Origin of the sequence: Paraburkholderia phymatum, from assembly GCF_038900715.1 — a bacterium.
GTDB lineage: Bacteria > Pseudomonadota > Gammaproteobacteria > Burkholderiales > Burkholderiaceae > Paraburkholderia > Paraburkholderia phymatum_A.
In genome coordinates, this window is record NZ_JAYMRZ010000011.1 from 12,332 (window position 1) to 28,403 (window position 16,072).

Annotated in this window: 15 protein-coding genes; 12 read left to right on the forward strand and 3 right to left on the reverse strand. The window is 66.0% G+C overall.

Annotated features, from left to right (window positions below; translation table 11 throughout):
- Positions 1 to 5 precede the first annotated feature (5 nt).
- The 8 genes from pgaB (at position 6) to VSR68_RS20470 (ending at position 9,870) form a co-directional block, all read left to right on the forward strand.
- Entirely contained in the window at positions 6 to 2,048 is a 2,043-nt protein-coding gene (gene pgaB, locus VSR68_RS20435; RefSeq protein ID WP_342941582.1) for a poly-beta-1,6-N-acetyl-D-glucosamine N-deacetylase PgaB, read from the forward strand.
- 69 nt (positions 2,049 to 2,117) lie between these two features.
- Positions 2,118 to 3,440, forward strand: coding sequence for a poly-beta-1,6-N-acetyl-D-glucosamine synthase (pgaC, locus tag VSR68_RS20440; RefSeq protein WP_342941583.1), 1,323 nt, complete (start codon positions 2,118 to 2,120; stop codon positions 3,438 to 3,440).
- 108 nt (positions 3,441 to 3,548) lie between these two features.
- Positions 3,549 to 4,001: a hypothetical protein gene (locus VSR68_RS20445; protein WP_342941584.1), complete on the forward strand. Its 453-nt coding sequence runs from the start codon at positions 3,549 to 3,551 to the stop codon at positions 3,999 to 4,001.
- A 57-nt stretch (positions 4,002 to 4,058) separates the two neighbouring features.
- A complete protein-coding gene (glmS, locus tag VSR68_RS20450) occupies positions 4,059 to 5,888 on the forward strand; it encodes a glutamine--fructose-6-phosphate transaminase (isomerizing) (RefSeq protein ID WP_342941585.1) in 1,830 nt (609 codons plus the stop codon).
- 9 nt (positions 5,889 to 5,897) lie between these two features.
- Positions 5,898 to 7,148 (forward strand): hypothetical protein, encoded by a 1,251-nt coding sequence (locus VSR68_RS20455; protein WP_342941586.1) that lies wholly within the window; start codon positions 5,898 to 5,900, stop codon positions 7,146 to 7,148.
- 236 nt (positions 7,149 to 7,384) lie between these two features.
- Positions 7,385 to 7,756 (forward strand): GFA family protein, encoded by a 372-nt coding sequence (locus VSR68_RS20460; RefSeq protein WP_342941587.1) that lies wholly within the window; start codon positions 7,385 to 7,387, stop codon positions 7,754 to 7,756.
- A gap of 33 nt (positions 7,757 to 7,789) precedes the next feature.
- Positions 7,790 to 8,527, forward strand: a complete 738-nt coding sequence (locus VSR68_RS20465; protein ID WP_342941588.1) for a response regulator — start codon at positions 7,790 to 7,792, stop codon at positions 8,525 to 8,527.
- On the forward strand, positions 8,527 to 9,870 hold the full coding sequence (locus VSR68_RS20470; RefSeq protein ID WP_342941589.1) for an ATP-binding protein: 1,344 nt from the start codon (positions 8,527 to 8,529) through the stop codon (positions 9,868 to 9,870). Before VSR68_RS20465 ends, VSR68_RS20470 begins: the two co-directional genes overlap by 1 nt.
- Before the next feature lie 121 nt (positions 9,871 to 9,991).
- Here VSR68_RS20470 and VSR68_RS20475 read toward each other — a convergent pair whose 3' ends face one another.
- Entirely contained in the window at positions 9,992 to 10,870 is an 879-nt protein-coding gene (locus VSR68_RS20475) for a LysR family transcriptional regulator (protein WP_342941590.1), read from the reverse strand.
- A gap of 106 nt (positions 10,871 to 10,976) precedes the next feature.
- Here VSR68_RS20475 and VSR68_RS20480 point away from each other — a divergent pair, with 106 nt between their 5' ends.
- The 3 genes from VSR68_RS20480 to VSR68_RS20490 all read left to right on the forward strand — a co-directional run bounded on the left by VSR68_RS20480 (position 10,977) and on the right by VSR68_RS20490 (position 13,026).
- Complete coding sequence (locus tag VSR68_RS20480; protein ID WP_342941591.1) at positions 10,977 to 11,984, forward strand: nitrilase-related carbon-nitrogen hydrolase; 1,008 nt, start codon at positions 10,977 to 10,979, stop codon at positions 11,982 to 11,984.
- Positions 11,985 to 12,119: 135 nt separating this feature from the next.
- A complete protein-coding gene (locus VSR68_RS20485) occupies positions 12,120 to 12,572 on the forward strand; it encodes an SET domain-containing protein (protein WP_342941592.1) in 453 nt (150 codons plus the stop codon).
- A gap of 202 nt (positions 12,573 to 12,774) precedes the next feature.
- Positions 12,775 to 13,026 (forward strand): hypothetical protein, encoded by a 252-nt coding sequence (locus tag VSR68_RS20490; protein WP_342941593.1) that lies wholly within the window; start codon positions 12,775 to 12,777, stop codon positions 13,024 to 13,026.
- Between the two features lie 96 nt (positions 13,027 to 13,122).
- On the opposite strand, the gene VSR68_RS20495 is transcribed toward VSR68_RS20490, so the two are convergent.
- Both VSR68_RS20495 and VSR68_RS20500 read right to left on the reverse strand, forming a co-directional pair.
- Positions 13,123 to 14,565, reverse strand: coding sequence for an ATP-binding protein (locus VSR68_RS20495; RefSeq protein WP_342941594.1), 1,443 nt, complete (start codon positions 14,563 to 14,565; stop codon positions 13,123 to 13,125).
- Positions 14,562 to 15,221 carry a response regulator transcription factor gene (locus VSR68_RS20500; protein ID WP_342934466.1) on the reverse strand — a complete coding sequence of 220 codons (660 nt, stop codon included), beginning with the start codon at positions 15,219 to 15,221 and terminating at the stop codon, positions 14,562 to 14,564. Before VSR68_RS20500 ends, VSR68_RS20495 begins: the two co-directional genes overlap by 4 nt.
- Before the next feature lie 170 nt (positions 15,222 to 15,391).
- On the opposite strand from VSR68_RS20500, the gene VSR68_RS20505 reads away from it, so the two are divergent.
- The gene (locus tag VSR68_RS20505; RefSeq protein WP_342941595.1) at positions 15,392 to 15,931 is read left to right on the forward strand and encodes a cytochrome b; all 540 of its coding nucleotides are present in this window, start codon (positions 15,392 to 15,394) and stop codon (positions 15,929 to 15,931) included.
- Positions 15,932 to 16,072 lie beyond the last annotated feature (141 nt).

The window sequence follows — 16,072 nt, forward strand, 5'->3', positions numbered from 1 at the left end:
CGATCATGGACAAGCTCAATCGCAGACGTTTTCTCGCATTCGCCGCGGGCCTTGCCGCGGTTCCAGCCGCACAGGCACGCCTCGCGCTCGACCGGCTGCCGCCGCAGGATGCCGACGATGGCCTCACGTTTCGCGTGCTCGCGATTCACGACATCCGCGACGACCTGCATGCGGATGTCGCGACGGTCGCCGATACGTGCGCGATCAGCACGGCCACGCTCAACACGATCTTCGCGTGGCTGAAGGCGAAGGACTTTCGCCCGGTGAGCGTCGATCAGATCGTCGCATCGCGCAACGGTGGGCCGCGCCTGCCGCCGCGCGCCGTGCTGCTGACCTTCGACGACGCGTACAGGAGCCAGTTCACGCGCGCATTCCCGCTGCTGCAGCAATACGGCTATCCGGCGCTGATCGGTGTCGTCACGCGCTGGACCGACACGCCCGCGGGCGACCCCGTGCGCATCAGCCACAAGTCGGTGATGCCGGCGGGCTACTTCATGAGCTGGGACGATCTGCGCGAGATGTCGCAATCGGGTCTCGTCGAAGTGGCGTCGCACACGCACGACCTGCATCACGGCGCGCTGGCGAATCCGCAAGGCAACGAGCTGCCCGCCGCGAGCGCGCATCTGTATCTGCCGCAACTGCAACGCTATGAAACCGACGAAGAGTATCAGGCGCGCGTGCACGACGATCTGAAGCAGAGCGTCGATCTGATCCAGGCCCGCACGGGCGTGACGGTGCGCTCGGCCGTGTGGCCGTATGGCATGTACAACGCGGCGCTCATCAAGGCGTCGCAAGCGCTCGGCATGTCCGTGCATTTCACGCTCGACGACGGCCCGAACACGCCCGATGTCCCGCTCACGCAGATTCGCCGTCTGCTCGTTTCATACGATTGGGACGTCGGCACGCTAATCGCGCAGATGCGTTCGTCGCGCGCGTATCGCGGCGAGCACAACCCGGTGGAGCGCGTCGTCAACGTGTCGCTCGACGAGATGTACGACATCGATCCGAACAAAAGCGAAGAGAAGCTCGGCCGTCTGCTCGACCGCATCAAGGATCTCGAACCGAAGTCGGTGTACCTGAAGGCTTACTGGGACCCGGACAACACGGGCGTCGCGCGCGCGATGTACTACCCGAACCGTCATATGCCGATGCGCGCGGATCTGTTCAACCGCGTCGCGTGGCAGCTGATCACGCGCGCGGGCGTGCAGGTGTATGCGCACATGCCGCTGCTCGCCTTCGATCTGCCGACGGGCCATGCGGCAGTGGGGCGTCTCGTCGAAGTCGCGGCGAACAGCCCGGACGATGGTCAGCGTGGTCGCGCACAACGCCTGAGCCCTTTCGATCCGCTCGCGCGTCAGACCATCCAGGAGCTGTACGACGACCTCACGCGCTATTCGAGCTTCAACGGCGTCGTGTTCGGCGCGGACGCGACATTGAACGCGTACGAGGACACGAGCGCGCCCGCGATGTCCGTCTATCGCTCGTGGGGCTTGCCCGGTGACATCGCACAGATTCACGCGTCCGATGAACTGATGCAGCGCTGGGCGAAGAACAAGACAGCGTATCTGACCGCCTTCACGAACCAGCTTGCCGAGCGCGTGCGCGCCTATCAGGGCGGCGGCAATGTGCTGACGGCGCGCACGGTGTCCGCCGAGGCCGCGCTCGATCCGAACGCCGAACGCAACTTCTCGCTCTCGGTCGCGGCAGCGCTCGCGAATTACGACTTCGTCGCGCTGACGGCAGCGCCACGCGCCGCCAACGGGCGCGTGAGCGACGCATGGCTCGATCGCCTTCAGCAGACCGTGATGAAGCAGCCGGGCGCGGCGGCGAAGACGGTATTCGAGTTGCCCGCCGTCGATGCGCAGACGCAGCAGCCTGTCGAGGCCGCCGTCCTGCGCGCGCAGATGAAGCGGCTCAACGCGGCGGGCGTCGTGCATCTGGGCTATGGGCCGGACGACTTCCTGAAGAACCGGCCGGACACGACAGTGCTGCGCGATGTGATGTCGGTGCAAAGCACGCTGCGAATGAATCAGGGGATGTTGGGCTGAGCGTCGCGCGAGGGTTTCGAACACGAACAATGAAACCCGCGCGATGCCGGCCCAGACCAGGGGACCACAATGAAAAACGTCATGAACGTCATCTCGAACTTCGTCTTTTACTACCCGCTGTTGATGGCCTATCTGTGGATGGTGGGCGGACTGCTTCATTACCTGCTCGTCGAGCGCCGGGACGCGGGGCGCAAGGCGGCGCCGCCGCTGATGTCGTATCCGAAGGTGTCGGTCGTCGTGCCTTGCTACAACGAAGCGGACAACGTGCGCGAAGTGATCGCGTGCCTCGACGAGCTGAACTATCCGAACTACAACATCATCGCGATCAACGACGGCAGCCGCGACCAGACGGGCGCGATCCTGAACGAACTGGTGAGCGTCTATCCGAAGCTCGTCGTCGTGCATCAGCATCAGAACGAGGGCAAGGCGATCGGTCTCACGACGGCCGCGATGCTGTCGGATGCGGAGTACCTGATGTGTATCGACGGCGATTCGCTGCTCGACGAGGAAGCAATCGGCTGGATGCTGCGCCACTTCGTCGACGACGCATCCGTCGGCGCAGTGACGGGCAATCCGCGCATCCGCACGCGCTCGTCGCTGCTCGGACGCATGCAGGTCGGCGAGTTTTCGTCGATCGTCGGGCTCATCAAGCGCACGCAGCATATGTATGGACGTCTGCTGACGGTGTCGGGCGTCGTGTCGATGTTCAGGAAGCGCGCGCTGCAGGAAGTCGGCTACTGGAGCTCCGACATGCTGACGGAAGACATCGACATCAGCTGGAAGCTCCAGGTGCAGGGCTGGGCCGTGCATTTCGAATCGCGCGCGCTCAGCTGGATTCTGATGCCGGAGACGTTCCGCGGCCTCTACAAGCAGCGTCTGCGCTGGGCGAAGGGCGGCATCCAGGTGCTGTTCAAATACGCGGGCGCGGTGCTGTCACGCCGCAACATGATGATGTGGCCGATCTTCATCGAGTACGCGGTCAGCATCGTGTGGGCGTATTGCATGCTCTTCACGCTCGTGATGATGGCGGCCACCGCGATGTTCACGCTGCCCGAAAGCTGGCGCTTCGGGTTCGTGCCGCGTGGCACGGGCATCCTGCTGTTCGCGACCTGCTGCGCGCAGATCCTGCTCGGCTGCCTGATCGACCGGCGCTACGACAAGGACCTGATGCGCTATTTCATCGACACCGTCTGGTATCCCGCTGCGTTCTGGGCGATCAGCATGATCGCTTCCGTGGTGGCGTTGCCCGGCGTGGTCGCCCAGCGCCGCAGAAAGCGCGCGCGCTGGGTGAGCCCGGATCGCGGCATCCGTGCGAGCGGCCGCGCATTGGCGAACGACGCGCACATCGAGCCTCGGTTCAACGCGTCGCTCGAAGCGCCACAGACGGAGTAACGCCGTCGGCACAACGCAGTCGACATAACGCAAGTCGACAAAACGCCGTCGGCATGAAGCATTCGAATTGACATCGCAGAGTCAACATTCTCGACAGGGGAAAACAACATGGAATTTCCGATCATCGATGTGTCGAAGCAGTCCGTCTCGCAGTTCGCAACGGAGTGCAGCAGGGCGAAGGCCGTGCGTTTCGTCGCGTGGTATCGCTTCGTGCGGCCCGTGCTCGTGCTCTGCACGTGGGTGCTGGCCGCCGTCTATATCCGCTGGTGTCTCGCGAATGCGAGCGAAGAGGAGCTGTCCCTCGATGCGTTCATGCCGGGCATCATGGGCATCGGCATCGTCGCGCTGTCGATGATCCTGTGGACCTTCGGCCGCCAGATGGACGCGATGAACACGAATCGCGTGCGCCGCATGCCCGAGGCGAGCGACACGCCGCAACCGGCGACGACGCATGAAATTCCCGAAGGCGATGCGGGCCGCTGCCTCGTCGCGTATCACGACGACGACGGCATGATCTCGCACGTCGTGACGATGCCCGAGTTCGAACGCCAGGCCGCGTGAGCGCCTGCGTTCGCATCGAAACGACAGACACACAACATACGCACCACGGAGACCACCATGTGCGGAATCGTAGGAGCAGTGGCACAACGCGACATCGTCGGCGTTCTCACGGAGGGCTTGCGCCGGCTCGAATATCGCGGTTATGACTCGTGCGGCGTCGCCGTCCTGCAACACGGCGCGCCGCGCCGCGTGCGCAGCATCGAGCGCGTCGCGAACCTCGCGGAGCAGGTCGAAGACGCGCGGCTGTCGGGCACGATCGGTGTCGCGCACACGCGCTGGGCGACGCATGGCGCGCCCATCACCGACAACGCGCACCCGATCTTCTCGTGTGACGAGATCGCGCTCGTGCACAACGGCATCATCGAAAACCACGAGCCGCTGCGCGACGAACTGAAGGCGCTCGGCTATGCGTTCGAATCGGATACCGACACGGAAGTGATCGCACATCTGATTCATCACACGCGCGAGCAGGATGCGTCGCGCGATCTGCTGACGGCGGTGCAGCGCGCGTTGCAGCGGCTGCGCGGCGCGTATGCGATCGCCGTGTTCGCGAAGAACGAACCGGACCGCGTGATCGGCGCGCGCGCGGGCTCGCCGCTTGTCGTGGGCGTCGGCGAGCGCGGCAACTATCTGGCCTCGGATGCAATGGCGCTGTCGGGCACGGCCGAGCATTTCATCTTTCTCGAAGAAGGCGACATCGCGGTGCTGTCGTGCGATGGCGTGCATATCGTCGATCGCGACGGCGCAGCCGCGCGCCGCGAAGTGCAGGCGCAGCACGCGAGCCACTACGCGACCGAGCTCGGTCCGTATCGCCATTACATGCAGAAGGAAATTTTCGAGCAGCCCGACGTGGTCGCGGATGCGACGGAGCGCGTGCGTTCGATCACGCCCGCGCTGTTCGGCGCGAAGGCGCAGCGCGCGTTCGGCGAAATCGATTCGCTGCTGCTGCTCGCGTGCGGCACCAGCTACTACTCGGCGCTGACGGCGAAATACTGGTTCGAATCGATCGCGGGCATTCCGACGCAAGTGGAGATCGCGAGCGAGTACCGCTATCGCGAGAGCGTCGTGAATCCGTGCGCGATGGTCGTCGTCGTGTCGCAATCGGGCGAGACGGCCGATACGCTCGCGGCATTGAAGCACGCGCAGGAGATTGGCCATCACCATACGCTCGCGATCTGCAACGTGCCGCATAGCTCGATGATGCGGCTCACCGAACTGCAATATTCGACGGGCGCGGGGCCGGAAATCGGCGTGGCGTCGACGAAGGCGTTCACGACGCAGCTCGTCGCGCTGTTCGTGCTCGCGCTCACGCTCGGCAAGGAGCGCGGCCGCGTCAGCAGCGACGACGAGGCGCACGCATTGCGTCAACTGCATCATCTGCCCGCTGCGCTGAACAGCGTGCTTGCGCTGGAGCCGCAGCTCGTCGCTTGGGCGCAAGCGCTCGCGCGCAAGGATCACGCGCTTTTCCTCGGACGCGGCCTGCATTATCCGATCGCACTCGAAGGCGCGCTGAAGCTCAAGGAAATCTCATACGTGCACGCGGAAGCGTATCCCGCCGGTGAGCTGAAGCACGGACCGCTTGCCATCGTCACGAACGAGATGCCCGTCATCACGATCGCGCCGAACGACACGCTGCTCGAAAAGCTCAAGTCGAACATGCAGGAAGTGCGCGCGCGCGGCGGCCAGCTATATGTGCTCGCCGATGCGGGCACGAAGATCGAAAGCAGCGACGGCGTGCGCGTGATCCACCTGCCCGAGCATTACGGGCCGCTGTCGCCGATCCTGCATGTCGTGCCGCTGCAATTGCTCGCGTATCACACGGCCTGCGTGCGCGGCACCGATGTCGACAAGCCGCGCAACCTCGCGAAGTCAGTGACGGTCGAGTGAGCGACGAGCATGCGGACGACGTTTGCAATGCTCGCCGTGGTGTCCGCATGCAGCGTCGTTCCTGCCGCGCACGCGGCGGGTGCCAAGGCCGGACCACATGCGAGTGCGAAGGCGGGAACGAAGGCCGCGAGCGCGTCGAGCGCCCGCGTGCCGACGGGCGACTTGCGCGCTTACATGCACGGCATCGGCGCGACGACGGACGAGCGCGGCGTGACGACGGTGTTCTTCAGCAGCTCGGGCCTGCCGCCGCGCGGCGCGGGCCGCGACCGCAACTGGACACACGATGTCTACGTCGCGCGCTGGACGCCGCAGCAGGCCACGCTCGAGCGGCCGCGCATCTTCATCAGCCGGGCTGAAGCGCAGGAACCCGTGTCGGTTGCGCAGAACGACACGGGCCGCGTGATGGTGTCGTTCGAGGACGGCTGGAACACGCCGAATCAGGTGAGCCAGCGCTATGGCGTCTACACGTCGGACCTTAAGGGGGTGAAGCCGTATCCGAACGATGTGCTGTCGGGCGGGCACTCGGGGCATGTCGCGGGCGTCGGCTCGCGGTTCGTCGTGTTCTATTCGAACAACTGGATCGACGGCGGCGGCGTCGACAATCTCGGCACGGGCGACGGCGTCTATGTGAAGACCTACGATGCCGACGGCGCGCTGTTGCAGGCTATCGACGTCGCGCCGCGCGTGCGCGAATGGTGGCCGATGATCGCCGGCTCGCCGACGCGCGCGCTGCTCGTGTGGCAGCAATACGTGAGCGGCGAGACCTACGCGCGGCTCAAGGTGGCGACGCTCGATCCCGCGACGGGCGCGCTCAGCGAGCCGCATGTGATCGCGGAGCGCTTGCAATACTACACGTACGCGGCGGCCTGGGTGCCGTCCATCGACCGCTTCGTCGTCGTCGCCACCGACGACAAGGATAGAGGTTTCGCGCAGCTCATCGATGCGAACGGCCAGACGACGGCGACGCTCGGCTGCATGCCGGCATCGGTGCGCGAGGCGGGCATCGCCGTGATCGGCGCGCGCGCGTTCACGCCGTCGCAGGACGGACGGCTGCTGCATCTGAAGCTCACGCCTTCGTCGATCGAACTCGCGGGCACGCAGCCGTCGCCGATCAAATGGACCTATACGGGCAGCATCGGGCTCGTGCGCTCGCCGTCGGCTTTGCATTGGGTCGCGACGAGCCCCAAAGGGCTACAGGAGGCGGACTTCGATCTGAATGCCGCGACTGCGCCCGGTGACAAGGATCAGTGCCGGGGGTAAGCGTGCGTTGAACCGGGTACGTTGAACCGGGCGCGTTGAACCGTTGGAGCCATTCCGCGATGGCATGCAATGTGTCTCGGGCGGAACGGTTCGCCGTTTCGGCAAGATGAGTCGAGGCATTGCCGCCAAACCCGCCACCCGCCCATTTTGTATCGCCGTACCCGCCAGATACATTGGGACACAAAGCAGGGAAGACGTTACGGTATAAAGTCGGCATCGCAATCAGGAGCAATGCCATGACGTCCAACCTTCATCACGGCTCGTGTCACTGCGGCGCCGTCACCTTCGAAGTCGAAACGCCCGTCACGCCCGCCACGCGCTGCAACTGCAGTCTGTGCCGGCGCAAGGGCGCGCTGATGTCGCCGTTCTTTTCCACAAGCGCGCTGCGCATCCTGTCGGGCGAGGACAGCCTCACGCTTTACCAGTTCAACACGCACGTCGCGAAGCACTACTTCTGCAAGCACTGCGGCATCTATCCTTTTCATCAGACGCGCAAGGACCCGAACCTGTGGCGCGTGAACCTGGGCTGTCTGGACGGCGTCGACCCATATGCGCTCGAAGCGTCCGTATCGGACGGCGCGAGCCTGTCGGTGGTCGACGACGCATAATAACGGGGAATACGGCGGGCTAAGGAGCCTTGTGTGGAAAAAACGGATCATGTTCTGATCGTCGACGACGACCGCGACATCCGCGAACTGGTCGGCACCTATCTCAACAAGAACGGCGTGCGCGCGACGCTCGCTTCGGGCGGCCGGCAGATGCGCGCCGCGCTCGCCGGCGAGCGGCCGGACCTGATCGTGCTCGACCTGATGCTGCAGGGCGAAAGCGGTCTCGACCTGTGCCGCGAGTTGCGCGCGGGCGAGTTCCAGACAGTGCCCATTCTGATGCTGACGGCGCTGAGCGAAGAGACCGACCGCGTCGTCGGCCTCGAAATGGGCGCCGACGATTACCTCGCGAAACCCTTCGCCGTGCGCGAACTGCTCGCCCGCATCCGCGCGATCCTGCGCCGCGCGCGCATGATGCCGCCCGGCAACGAACAGCCGGGCACCTCGCACTTTCTGTGCTTCGGCGACTGGCGGCTCGATACGATCGGCCGCAATCTGATCGACAGCGAAGGGACGATGGTCGCGCTGAGCGGCGCCGAGTACCGGCTGCTGCGCGTGTTCCTCGATCATCCGCAACGCGTGCTGACGCGCGACCAGCTATTGACGCTCACGCAAGGGCGGCAGACGGAACCGTTCGACCGCTCGATCGATCTGCTCGTGAGCCGCGTGCGCCAGCGTCTGCGCGACGACGCGCGCGAGCCGCGCTACATCAAGACGCTGCGCAACGAGGGCTATGTGTTCTCGTCGCTCGTCACGCCGGAGGACAGCGTCTGATGAACCATGCAGTGGGCCGCCTGCGCGGTCTGTGGCCGCCGCGCACGCTGTTCGTGCGCCTGTCGCTGATCTTCTTCGCGGGCCTGATCGCCGCGCAGACGCTGTCGTTCTGGCTGACGATGACCGAGCGCAACGAGTCGATGACGCATGTGATGGTCGGCTACATCGGCCAGGAAGTGACCAGCTCCGTCGCGCTGCTCGACCGGCTGACGCCCGCCGAGCGCGTCGAATGGCTGCCTAAGCTCGCGCGGCGCAGCTATCGCTTCGTGCTCGGTCCGGGCACGAGCGGCATGCCGCCGGATGCGGCGCTGTCCCAGCAGATCGGCGCATCGATCGCGAAGGACATTGGCGCGCGCTACAACGTGACGGCCAATGCGGTGCCGGGCGAGCGCGAGCATCTCGAAGTGCATATGACCCTGAGCGACGGCTCGCCGCTCACGATCGACATGCATCCCGTGCATGGCACGCCGCTGTCGCCGTGGCTGCCGCTCGTGCTCGTCGCGCAACTGGCGCTGCTCGGCGGCTGCGCGTGGCTCGCGGTGCGTCTCGCGACGCGGCCGCTCGAACGTCTCGCGCAGGCGGCCGACACGCTCGGCCCCGATCTCGCGCCCGCCGCGCTGCCGGAGAACGGGCCGGAAGAAGTCGCGCGCGCATCGAAGGCATTCAACGCGATGCAGGCGCGCATCGGCATCTATATGCGCGAGCGTCTGCAGATTCTCGCGGCCGTTTCACACGATCTGCAAACGCCCATCACGCGCATGCGCCTGCGCGCCGATCTGCTCGACGACGAAGCGGAGCGCGCGCGTCTGCAAAAGGATCTGAAGGAGATGGAGCTGCTCGTGCGCGAAGGCGTCGCGTATGCGCGAACGCTGCATGGCGCCGACGAAAAGCCCTGCCGCATCGACCCCGATGCGCTGATCGAGAGCATCGTCAGCGACTATGCGGATGCGGGCGACCGCGTGTCGCTGACGGGGCGCGTTGGCGAGCCGGTGACGACGCGGCCGCAGGCGCTGCGCCGCATTCTCGGCAATCTGATCGACAACGCGCTGAAGTACTCGGGCGGCGACGAAGTGACCGTCGAAATGAGCGCCGCAGTGAGCGCCGGCACGACGCGCGCGCGGCACATGTCAATCGCCGTGCTCGATCGCGGCCCCGGCATTCCGCAGTCGCAGCTCGACGCGGTGTTCCAGCCGTTCTATCGCGTCGAGACGTCGCGCAATCGCGAGACGGGCGGCACGGGTCTCGGGCTCGCGATTGCGAAGCAACTCGCGCAGTCGATGGGCGCGACGCTGACGCTGCGCAATCGCGAAAGCGGCGGCCTCGAAGCGCGGCTCACGCTCTGAAGTGCCACTTCTTTCTAAGGCGCGCTTCGAACGGTCGAAGGTGCTTCGGGGGCGCTTGGTGGGCACGTCGTAGGGACTTCGTGTGCGCTTCGTGGGGCACTTCGTTGACGCTTTGGCGACCTTACCCGGCGCGCTTGATCGACGCGCGCACATAATCGACGAAGCGCGTCACGACGGGATCGTCGCGCTCCGTCTGCCATGCAAGTCCGACGCGCCATTGCGCGGACGCATCCTTCAGCCGCAACACGCGCGCGTCGCGCAGCAGATGCTCCGCGCGCGAAGGCACGAACGCCGTGCCGACACCCGCTGCAACGGCGGCCAGCACCGACTGGATATCGTCCGCGTGCTGGATCACGCGCGGCACGAAGCCGCGCTCCGCGCACCATGCGTCGATCATGCCCGACAGCCCCGGGCCTCGGCTGCGCGCGAGCGCAATGAAGCCGAGTTCATTGAGTTCTTCCAGGTTCGCGGGCACGCGCTTCCACGTTGCGTGCGGCGGCACGGCCAGCGCAAGGGATTCGTCGACGACGGGAAACGCCGACAGTCCCGCGCTTGCGGGCAGGCGGACAAAGCCCACGTCGAGCTTGCCGGCGAACATGCGCCGCGCCTGCTCCGCCGACGACAGATCGTTCAGCGTGACACCGATGTTGGGATTGAGCCTGCGATACGCGGCGATCAGGGCCGGCGCAAGCGTGAGCGCCGACAGGCACAGGCCGATGCGCAGATGGCCGCGCCGGCCGCTGCCCGCTTCGCGCGCGCGGGCGAGCACGTCGTCGACGTCGCGCACGAGCGTTTCGGCATCGGGCAGAAACGCGGTGCCGAAGGCCGTCAGTTCCGCGCCGTGACGGCCACGCTCGAAGAGCCGCGCGCCGAGGCTTTCCTCGAGCGCGACGATCTGCTTGCTAAGTGCGGGCTGGCTCAGATGCAGCGCCTGCGCGGCGCGGCCGAAATGGCGCAGGTTGGCGACCGTCAGGAACGCGCGCAGCAACCGGATTTCCATTCTTCACCGTTATCGTTTCGATCGAATTATTCATTTTACGTATCGAATCGCCGGGGGTCCAATGGAGGCGTTTCGTCGATTCCTATCGATTCATATCGGGTCCATCATGTCCTCTCTGCCCACGACGACGCTGCGCGTCGCGTCGATGCTGTTCAAGCCGCGCCGTGGCGCGACGGCCGATAACGTTGCAGGCGTCGTCGCCGCGATCGAGCGGGCCGCGCGCAACGGCGTCGAACTCGCGGTGTTTCCGGAAGCGTGTCTGACGGGCGGCATCGGCGACACTGCTTCGTCGGATGCGCGCAGGACGCGCCGCACGGCACTCCGCGAGCTTGCGCAGGGCATCGACAGCGCGCCCGTGCTCGCCGTCGCCGATGCCGTCGAGCGCACGGGCGTCGCCGCGGGCGTCGGCCTGATCGAAGCCGCGCCGAACGGGGATCTGTTCAGCAGCTATGTCGTGTGCCTGCCGGGCGGCGAGCGGCACGTGCATCGCAAGTTGCAGCCGGATGGCGAACGCCATCTCGCGCGCGGCGACCGCTTCACGGTGTTCGACACGCACTGGGGATGGCGGCTCGCGATCCTGATCGGCGGCGACAACTATCTGGTGGAAAACGCGCGGATGGCTGCGCTGCTCGGTGCGCGGCTGCTCGTCGCGCCGCATGCGCGAACAGGTGCCATCGACGCCGCGAGCAGCGAATGGATGCGCCGCGCGTTGCCGGCGCGCGCGATCGACAACGGCATGTTCGTCGTCTACAGCGACGGCGCTTGCGACGGGATTCAAGCAGGCGAAGATGCGGGCGAAGATGCGGACGAAAACGCAGGCGAGGGCGGGGCGGCCGCGATCGTCGATCCGTGCGGCCAGGTGATCGCGCAAGACGGGCAGGACCCGCGCGGCGACGATATGATCGTCGCGGACCTCGACCCGGCGTTGATCGGCACGAGCCCCGGGCATCGCTGGCTCGATGCGAGGCGCCCCGATCTGTATGCGCGGCTCGCAACGGGACGCGCGCGCGAGATGCCACTCGACGCACGCGCATTCGAGCCGCGCACGGCCAGCGCGCGCGGCTCGGTGCCCGTGAGCTTCGCGATGGTGAGACGCGAACGCTCGCAGGGCTGACCGAACGCTGCTTTCGTTATCACGTTTCGATGCACGCTCGCGATGCATGCAAGAGGACGAACATACACACATCGATAACAGCGCGATTTTTTCGCGCCCTATACTTAGCCGATGAATCCTCTTCGAAAGCAGGCCATGCGTCGTTTATCAGTCAGGCGGTCGCCCATTCATGGCAAGGGCGTGTTCGCGCTGTGCGCGCTCACGGCCGGCGAGCGCATCATCGAATACAAAGGCGAAGTCACGTCATGGCGGCGCGCCGCGCGGCGCATCGAGCGCAGCGGGGATTATGGGCATACGTTCGTGTTCGGCCTGTCGGATGGGCGCGTGATCGACGGCAGCGTCGGCGGCAACAGCGCGCGCTGGCTCAACCATGCGTGCAAGGCCAATTGCGAGGCGGTCGAGATCGACGGACGCGTTTTTATCGAAGCGGCCGTCGATATCCAGTGCGGCGAAGAACTGCTGATCTCGTATGGTTTGTCGGTCGACGATCCGCAAGACGAAGAAACGCGCCGCCAGTACATATGCCGGTGCGGATCGTCCGCATGCCGGGGCACGATGCTCGCCGTCACGGACGACGCGCGCGCATGACGCAGCCGCGCTTTCCTGCATTCGCCTGTCGATGAGGCTGGCTGACGATCGCCGACCATGCGTGTCGCGCGTGCGCTGCGAGGTCGCATGCGTTGGCGGGCCGTGTCGCCCGCTGCAACGCCGGGCTGCAATGCCGGGCTGCAATGCCGGGCTGTCATGTCGGGCTGTGATACAGTGCCCGCAGCGTTCCAGAGAGGCGTCCATGACAAAACGACCACGGAAGACCACGCAGTCCCCGGCTCCGACCTTGCCGGCGTTGCTCATCGAACTGGAAGCGTCGCTGCCGTGCCTGATGGCGCAGCCTGCCGCTTTCTCGTCAGCGCTGGCTCGCGTGTACCGCTGCCTCGATCGCGCGGGCGCGCCGATCCGGCCGCGCGCGCCGCGAGCCGACCGGCCCGCGCGAAAAAAAGCGCCGCGCGCCGACATGCCGATATCGCTGCCGCTTTTTCCCTGAAGCCTGAAGCCTGAATCCCCGGGCTTTTCAGCGTTCCGCTCGACACACGCACCCACACCGCGTGTCCTTGCACAGGCGCCGCACGACTCGCGTCGTTTATGGCCTGAGCGGTTCGACAACCTGGCCGGCACGCGCGTGCTGTACGCGCGGAAACGCAATCTGCACCGCGAGCCCGCGCCGCCCGATCCCCGAGCCGATATGAATCTGCGCATCGAAATGCGTGGCGATGCGCGCGACGATCGATAGCCCGAGTCCGCTGCCATTGCCGCTCGCCGTTGCCGCCGAGCCGCGGAAGAAGCGGTCGGTCAGGCGCAGGCGCTCTTCGTCGGAAACGCCCGGTCCGTTGTCGGAGACCGTCAACGCGACGCTTTGCGCATCGGCCAGCACGCTGATATGCACGCGCCCGCCGACATCGCCGTACTTGATCGCGTTGTCGAGCAGATTGTCGATCAGCGTGCGCGCGAGCACGCGGTCCGCATACACTTCGGCGTCGCGGTCCCCGGCCAGCACGATGGCCATCGACTTTTCCTCGGCATGAGGCGCGCGAAACGCGATCGCTTCGCCCGCGACTTCATGCAGTTTGACGGGCAGCGTCGTGACCGTCTCGCGTTCGTCGAGCCGCGCGAGCAGCAGCAGTTGCTCGGCGAGACGCGCGCTGCGGTCGACACCCTGGACCACCCGGTGCATCGCCTGTTGACGCTGCGCGCCGTCCTGCGCGGCGAGCGCCACTTGCGCCTGGACCTTGATCGCAGCGAGCGGCGTCTTCAGTTCGTGTGCCGCGTCGGCCGTGAACGCGCGCTCGCGCATGATCGAGTGTTGCAGCCGCGCGAGCAGCTGATTGATCGCGTCGACGAGCGGCTTCACTTCGGCGGGCGACGGATTGACGTGGATCGGATCGAGGTTGCGCGCGTCGCGCGTGCGCACCGCCTTCGAGATCGTCGACAGCGGCCTGAAGCTATGCCCGATGCTGAACCAGACGAAGAGCGCGAGCACGGGCAGCGCGATGGCCATCGGACGCGCGATGCGGCTCGCGACGCCCGTCGTCAGATCGCTGCGCATATTGGCCGGCTCGAGCACGCGCACCGTGCGGCCCGTCGCGCTGTCGCGCAGCGCGTAGGCGAGCCACCTGTGGCCGCCGATCGTCAGCCGGTGCACGCCTTCTGCCGTCTCGCCCGGCTCGACGGACGTTTTCAGCGCCAAGAGGCCGGGGCTTTCGACGATCAGCTGGCCCGTCGCATCGCGCATCTCGAAGAGCGCATAGCGCGGCTGCGCATCGCTGTCGTCGTAGACGGCGGGCGACGCGCGCGTGTATTCGTTGCGCACGTCGATGCCCGTCACAGCCACTTTCGCGAGATTGGCCGCATCGAGCTGGATCAGCAGGTGCGCGAGCTGGATCAGGCGCGCGTCGTCCCATTCGTCGACTTCGCGCGTCGCGTTGGTGAAACTCCACGCGAACATCACCGCCCATACGGCGCCGACGCTGACGAGAATCAGCCACATCAGCCGGCGGCGGATCGACGTCGAGCGCGTTCCCGTCATGCTTTGTCCACGACGTAGCCGAAGCCGCGCACGGTGCGGATCACGTCGCCGCCGAGCTTCTTGCGCAGGTTCGACACATGCACTTCGATCGCGTTGCTCTCGACTTCCTCGTGCCAGCCGTACAAGCTTTCCTCGATCCGCGAGCGCGGCTGCGGCACGCCCGCGTGCGTGAGCAGGTGGATCAGCACGGCCCACTCGCGCGCGGTGAGCGGCACGCGCGCGCCGTCCTTCGAGACCGTTTGCGCGACCGGGTCCACCGTCAGGCCGCGCCACGCGATCACATCGGTGCTGCGGCCCTGCGAGCGGCGGATCAGCGCGCGGCAGCGCGACACCAGCTCGGCGAGATCGAAGGGCTTGCCGATGTAGTCGTCGGCGCCGGCGTCGAGGCCGCGCACCTTGTCGGCGGCCGTGTCTCTCGCGGTCAGCACGAGCACGGGAATGTCGTTGCCGCGCAGGCGCAGCCCTTTGAGCAGATCCATGCCGGACAGCTTCGGCAATCCCAGGTCGAGGATCAGCAGCACATAGGGCGTGGTCGCGAGCGCGACTTCCGCATGCTGGCCATCGCGCGCCCAATCGACCGTAAAGCCCGCGTTACGCAACGCGACTTCGAGTCCGCTGCCAATCAGGTCGTCGTCTTCGACGAGAAGGATGCGCATAGATGTCAAATCTGTTTTGGGTCTGTTTGATGACAGTCTATCGCGTATGGCTTATGTATACGTGGGCAGCGCGGCATCGACGGGACTTAAGCATTTCTTCAGATTCAGCCGCTAGCATCGCGCCGTACCGCTTGCGGCAACGGCGCCGCCCCATCACGACGAGGTAAACAATGAACCTGAACGCACTCACGCAACGCCGCGCCTACGATGGTGTCGCGCGCCTGCTGCACTGGCTGGTGGCGCTGTTGATCGCCGCGCAGTTCGTGCTCGGCTGGACGATGCCGGACGTGCATCGCGATACCGTGCCCGACGGGCTGATCGCGTGGCATCTCGGCGTGGGCGCGGCGATCGTCGCGGCCGTCGCGTGCCGGATTCTCTGGCGCATCACGCATCAGCCGCCGCCCGCCGAGCTGACGCCCGCGCTCAGCGTCATCTCGCGCGCGACGCATGCGCTGCTGTACGTCACGCTCGTCGTGGTGCCGCTGGCGGGCTGGGCGAACGCGTCGTCGCGCGGCTGGGCGGTCAAGCTGTTCGGCACCGTCCGCTATCCCGACCTGACGCAGAATGGCTCGCAGACGGGCCACGCGCTCGGCGACGTGCACGGATGGCTCGCCTGGGTGCTGCTCGCGCTGATTGTGCTGCACGTCGGCGGGGCGCTTTTTCATCGGATCGTCCTGAAGGACGACGTGATGCAACGCATGCTGCCTTAAATCCCATCGTTGCAGCAGTTAAACCCGCAAGTTAAGCCGCAGTTAAGCGCAGTTAAGCTGCGGCTAACCGTAAGCCATGAGCAAGATCCCGCAAGCCATCTGAAACGGCCACCGCGCCGAAGGGGCTTAATATTCCCTTCA

What these genes read in the sequence shown, in the direction of transcription:
- pgaB (WP_342941582.1), top strand. Translation starts at nt 6, where the DNA reads ATGGACAAGCTCAATCGCAGACGTTTTCTCGCATTCGCCGCGGGCCTT.
- pgaC (WP_342941583.1), top strand. Translation starts at nt 2,118, where the DNA reads ATGAAAAACGTCATGAACGTCATCTCGAACTTCGTCTTTTACTACCCG.
- VSR68_RS20445 (WP_342941584.1), top strand. Translation starts at nt 3,549, where the DNA reads ATGGAATTTCCGATCATCGATGTGTCGAAGCAGTCCGTCTCGCAGTTC.
- glmS (WP_342941585.1), top strand. Translation starts at nt 4,059, where the DNA reads ATGTGCGGAATCGTAGGAGCAGTGGCACAACGCGACATCGTCGGCGTT.
- VSR68_RS20455 (WP_342941586.1), top strand. Translation starts at nt 5,898, where the DNA reads ATGCGGACGACGTTTGCAATGCTCGCCGTGGTGTCCGCATGCAGCGTC.
- VSR68_RS20460 (WP_342941587.1), top strand. Translation starts at nt 7,385, where the DNA reads ATGACGTCCAACCTTCATCACGGCTCGTGTCACTGCGGCGCCGTCACC.
- VSR68_RS20470 (WP_342941589.1), top strand. Translation starts at nt 8,527, where the DNA reads ATGAACCATGCAGTGGGCCGCCTGCGCGGTCTGTGGCCGCCGCGCACG.
- VSR68_RS20475 (WP_342941590.1), bottom strand. Translation starts at nt 10,870, where the DNA reads ATGGAAATCCGGTTGCTGCGCGCGTTCCTGACGGTCGCCAACCTGCGC.
- VSR68_RS20480 (WP_342941591.1), top strand. Translation starts at nt 10,977, where the DNA reads ATGTCCTCTCTGCCCACGACGACGCTGCGCGTCGCGTCGATGCTGTTC.
- VSR68_RS20485 (WP_342941592.1), top strand. Translation starts at nt 12,120, where the DNA reads ATGCGTCGTTTATCAGTCAGGCGGTCGCCCATTCATGGCAAGGGCGTG.
- VSR68_RS20490 (WP_342941593.1), top strand. Translation starts at nt 12,775, where the DNA reads ATGACAAAACGACCACGGAAGACCACGCAGTCCCCGGCTCCGACCTTG.
- VSR68_RS20495 (WP_342941594.1), bottom strand. Translation starts at nt 14,565, where the DNA reads ATGACGGGAACGCGCTCGACGTCGATCCGCCGCCGGCTGATGTGGCTG.
- VSR68_RS20500 (WP_342934466.1), bottom strand. Translation starts at nt 15,221, where the DNA reads ATGCGCATCCTTCTCGTCGAAGACGACGACCTGATTGGCAGCGGACTC.
- VSR68_RS20505 (WP_342941595.1), top strand. Translation starts at nt 15,392, where the DNA reads ATGAACCTGAACGCACTCACGCAACGCCGCGCCTACGATGGTGTCGCG.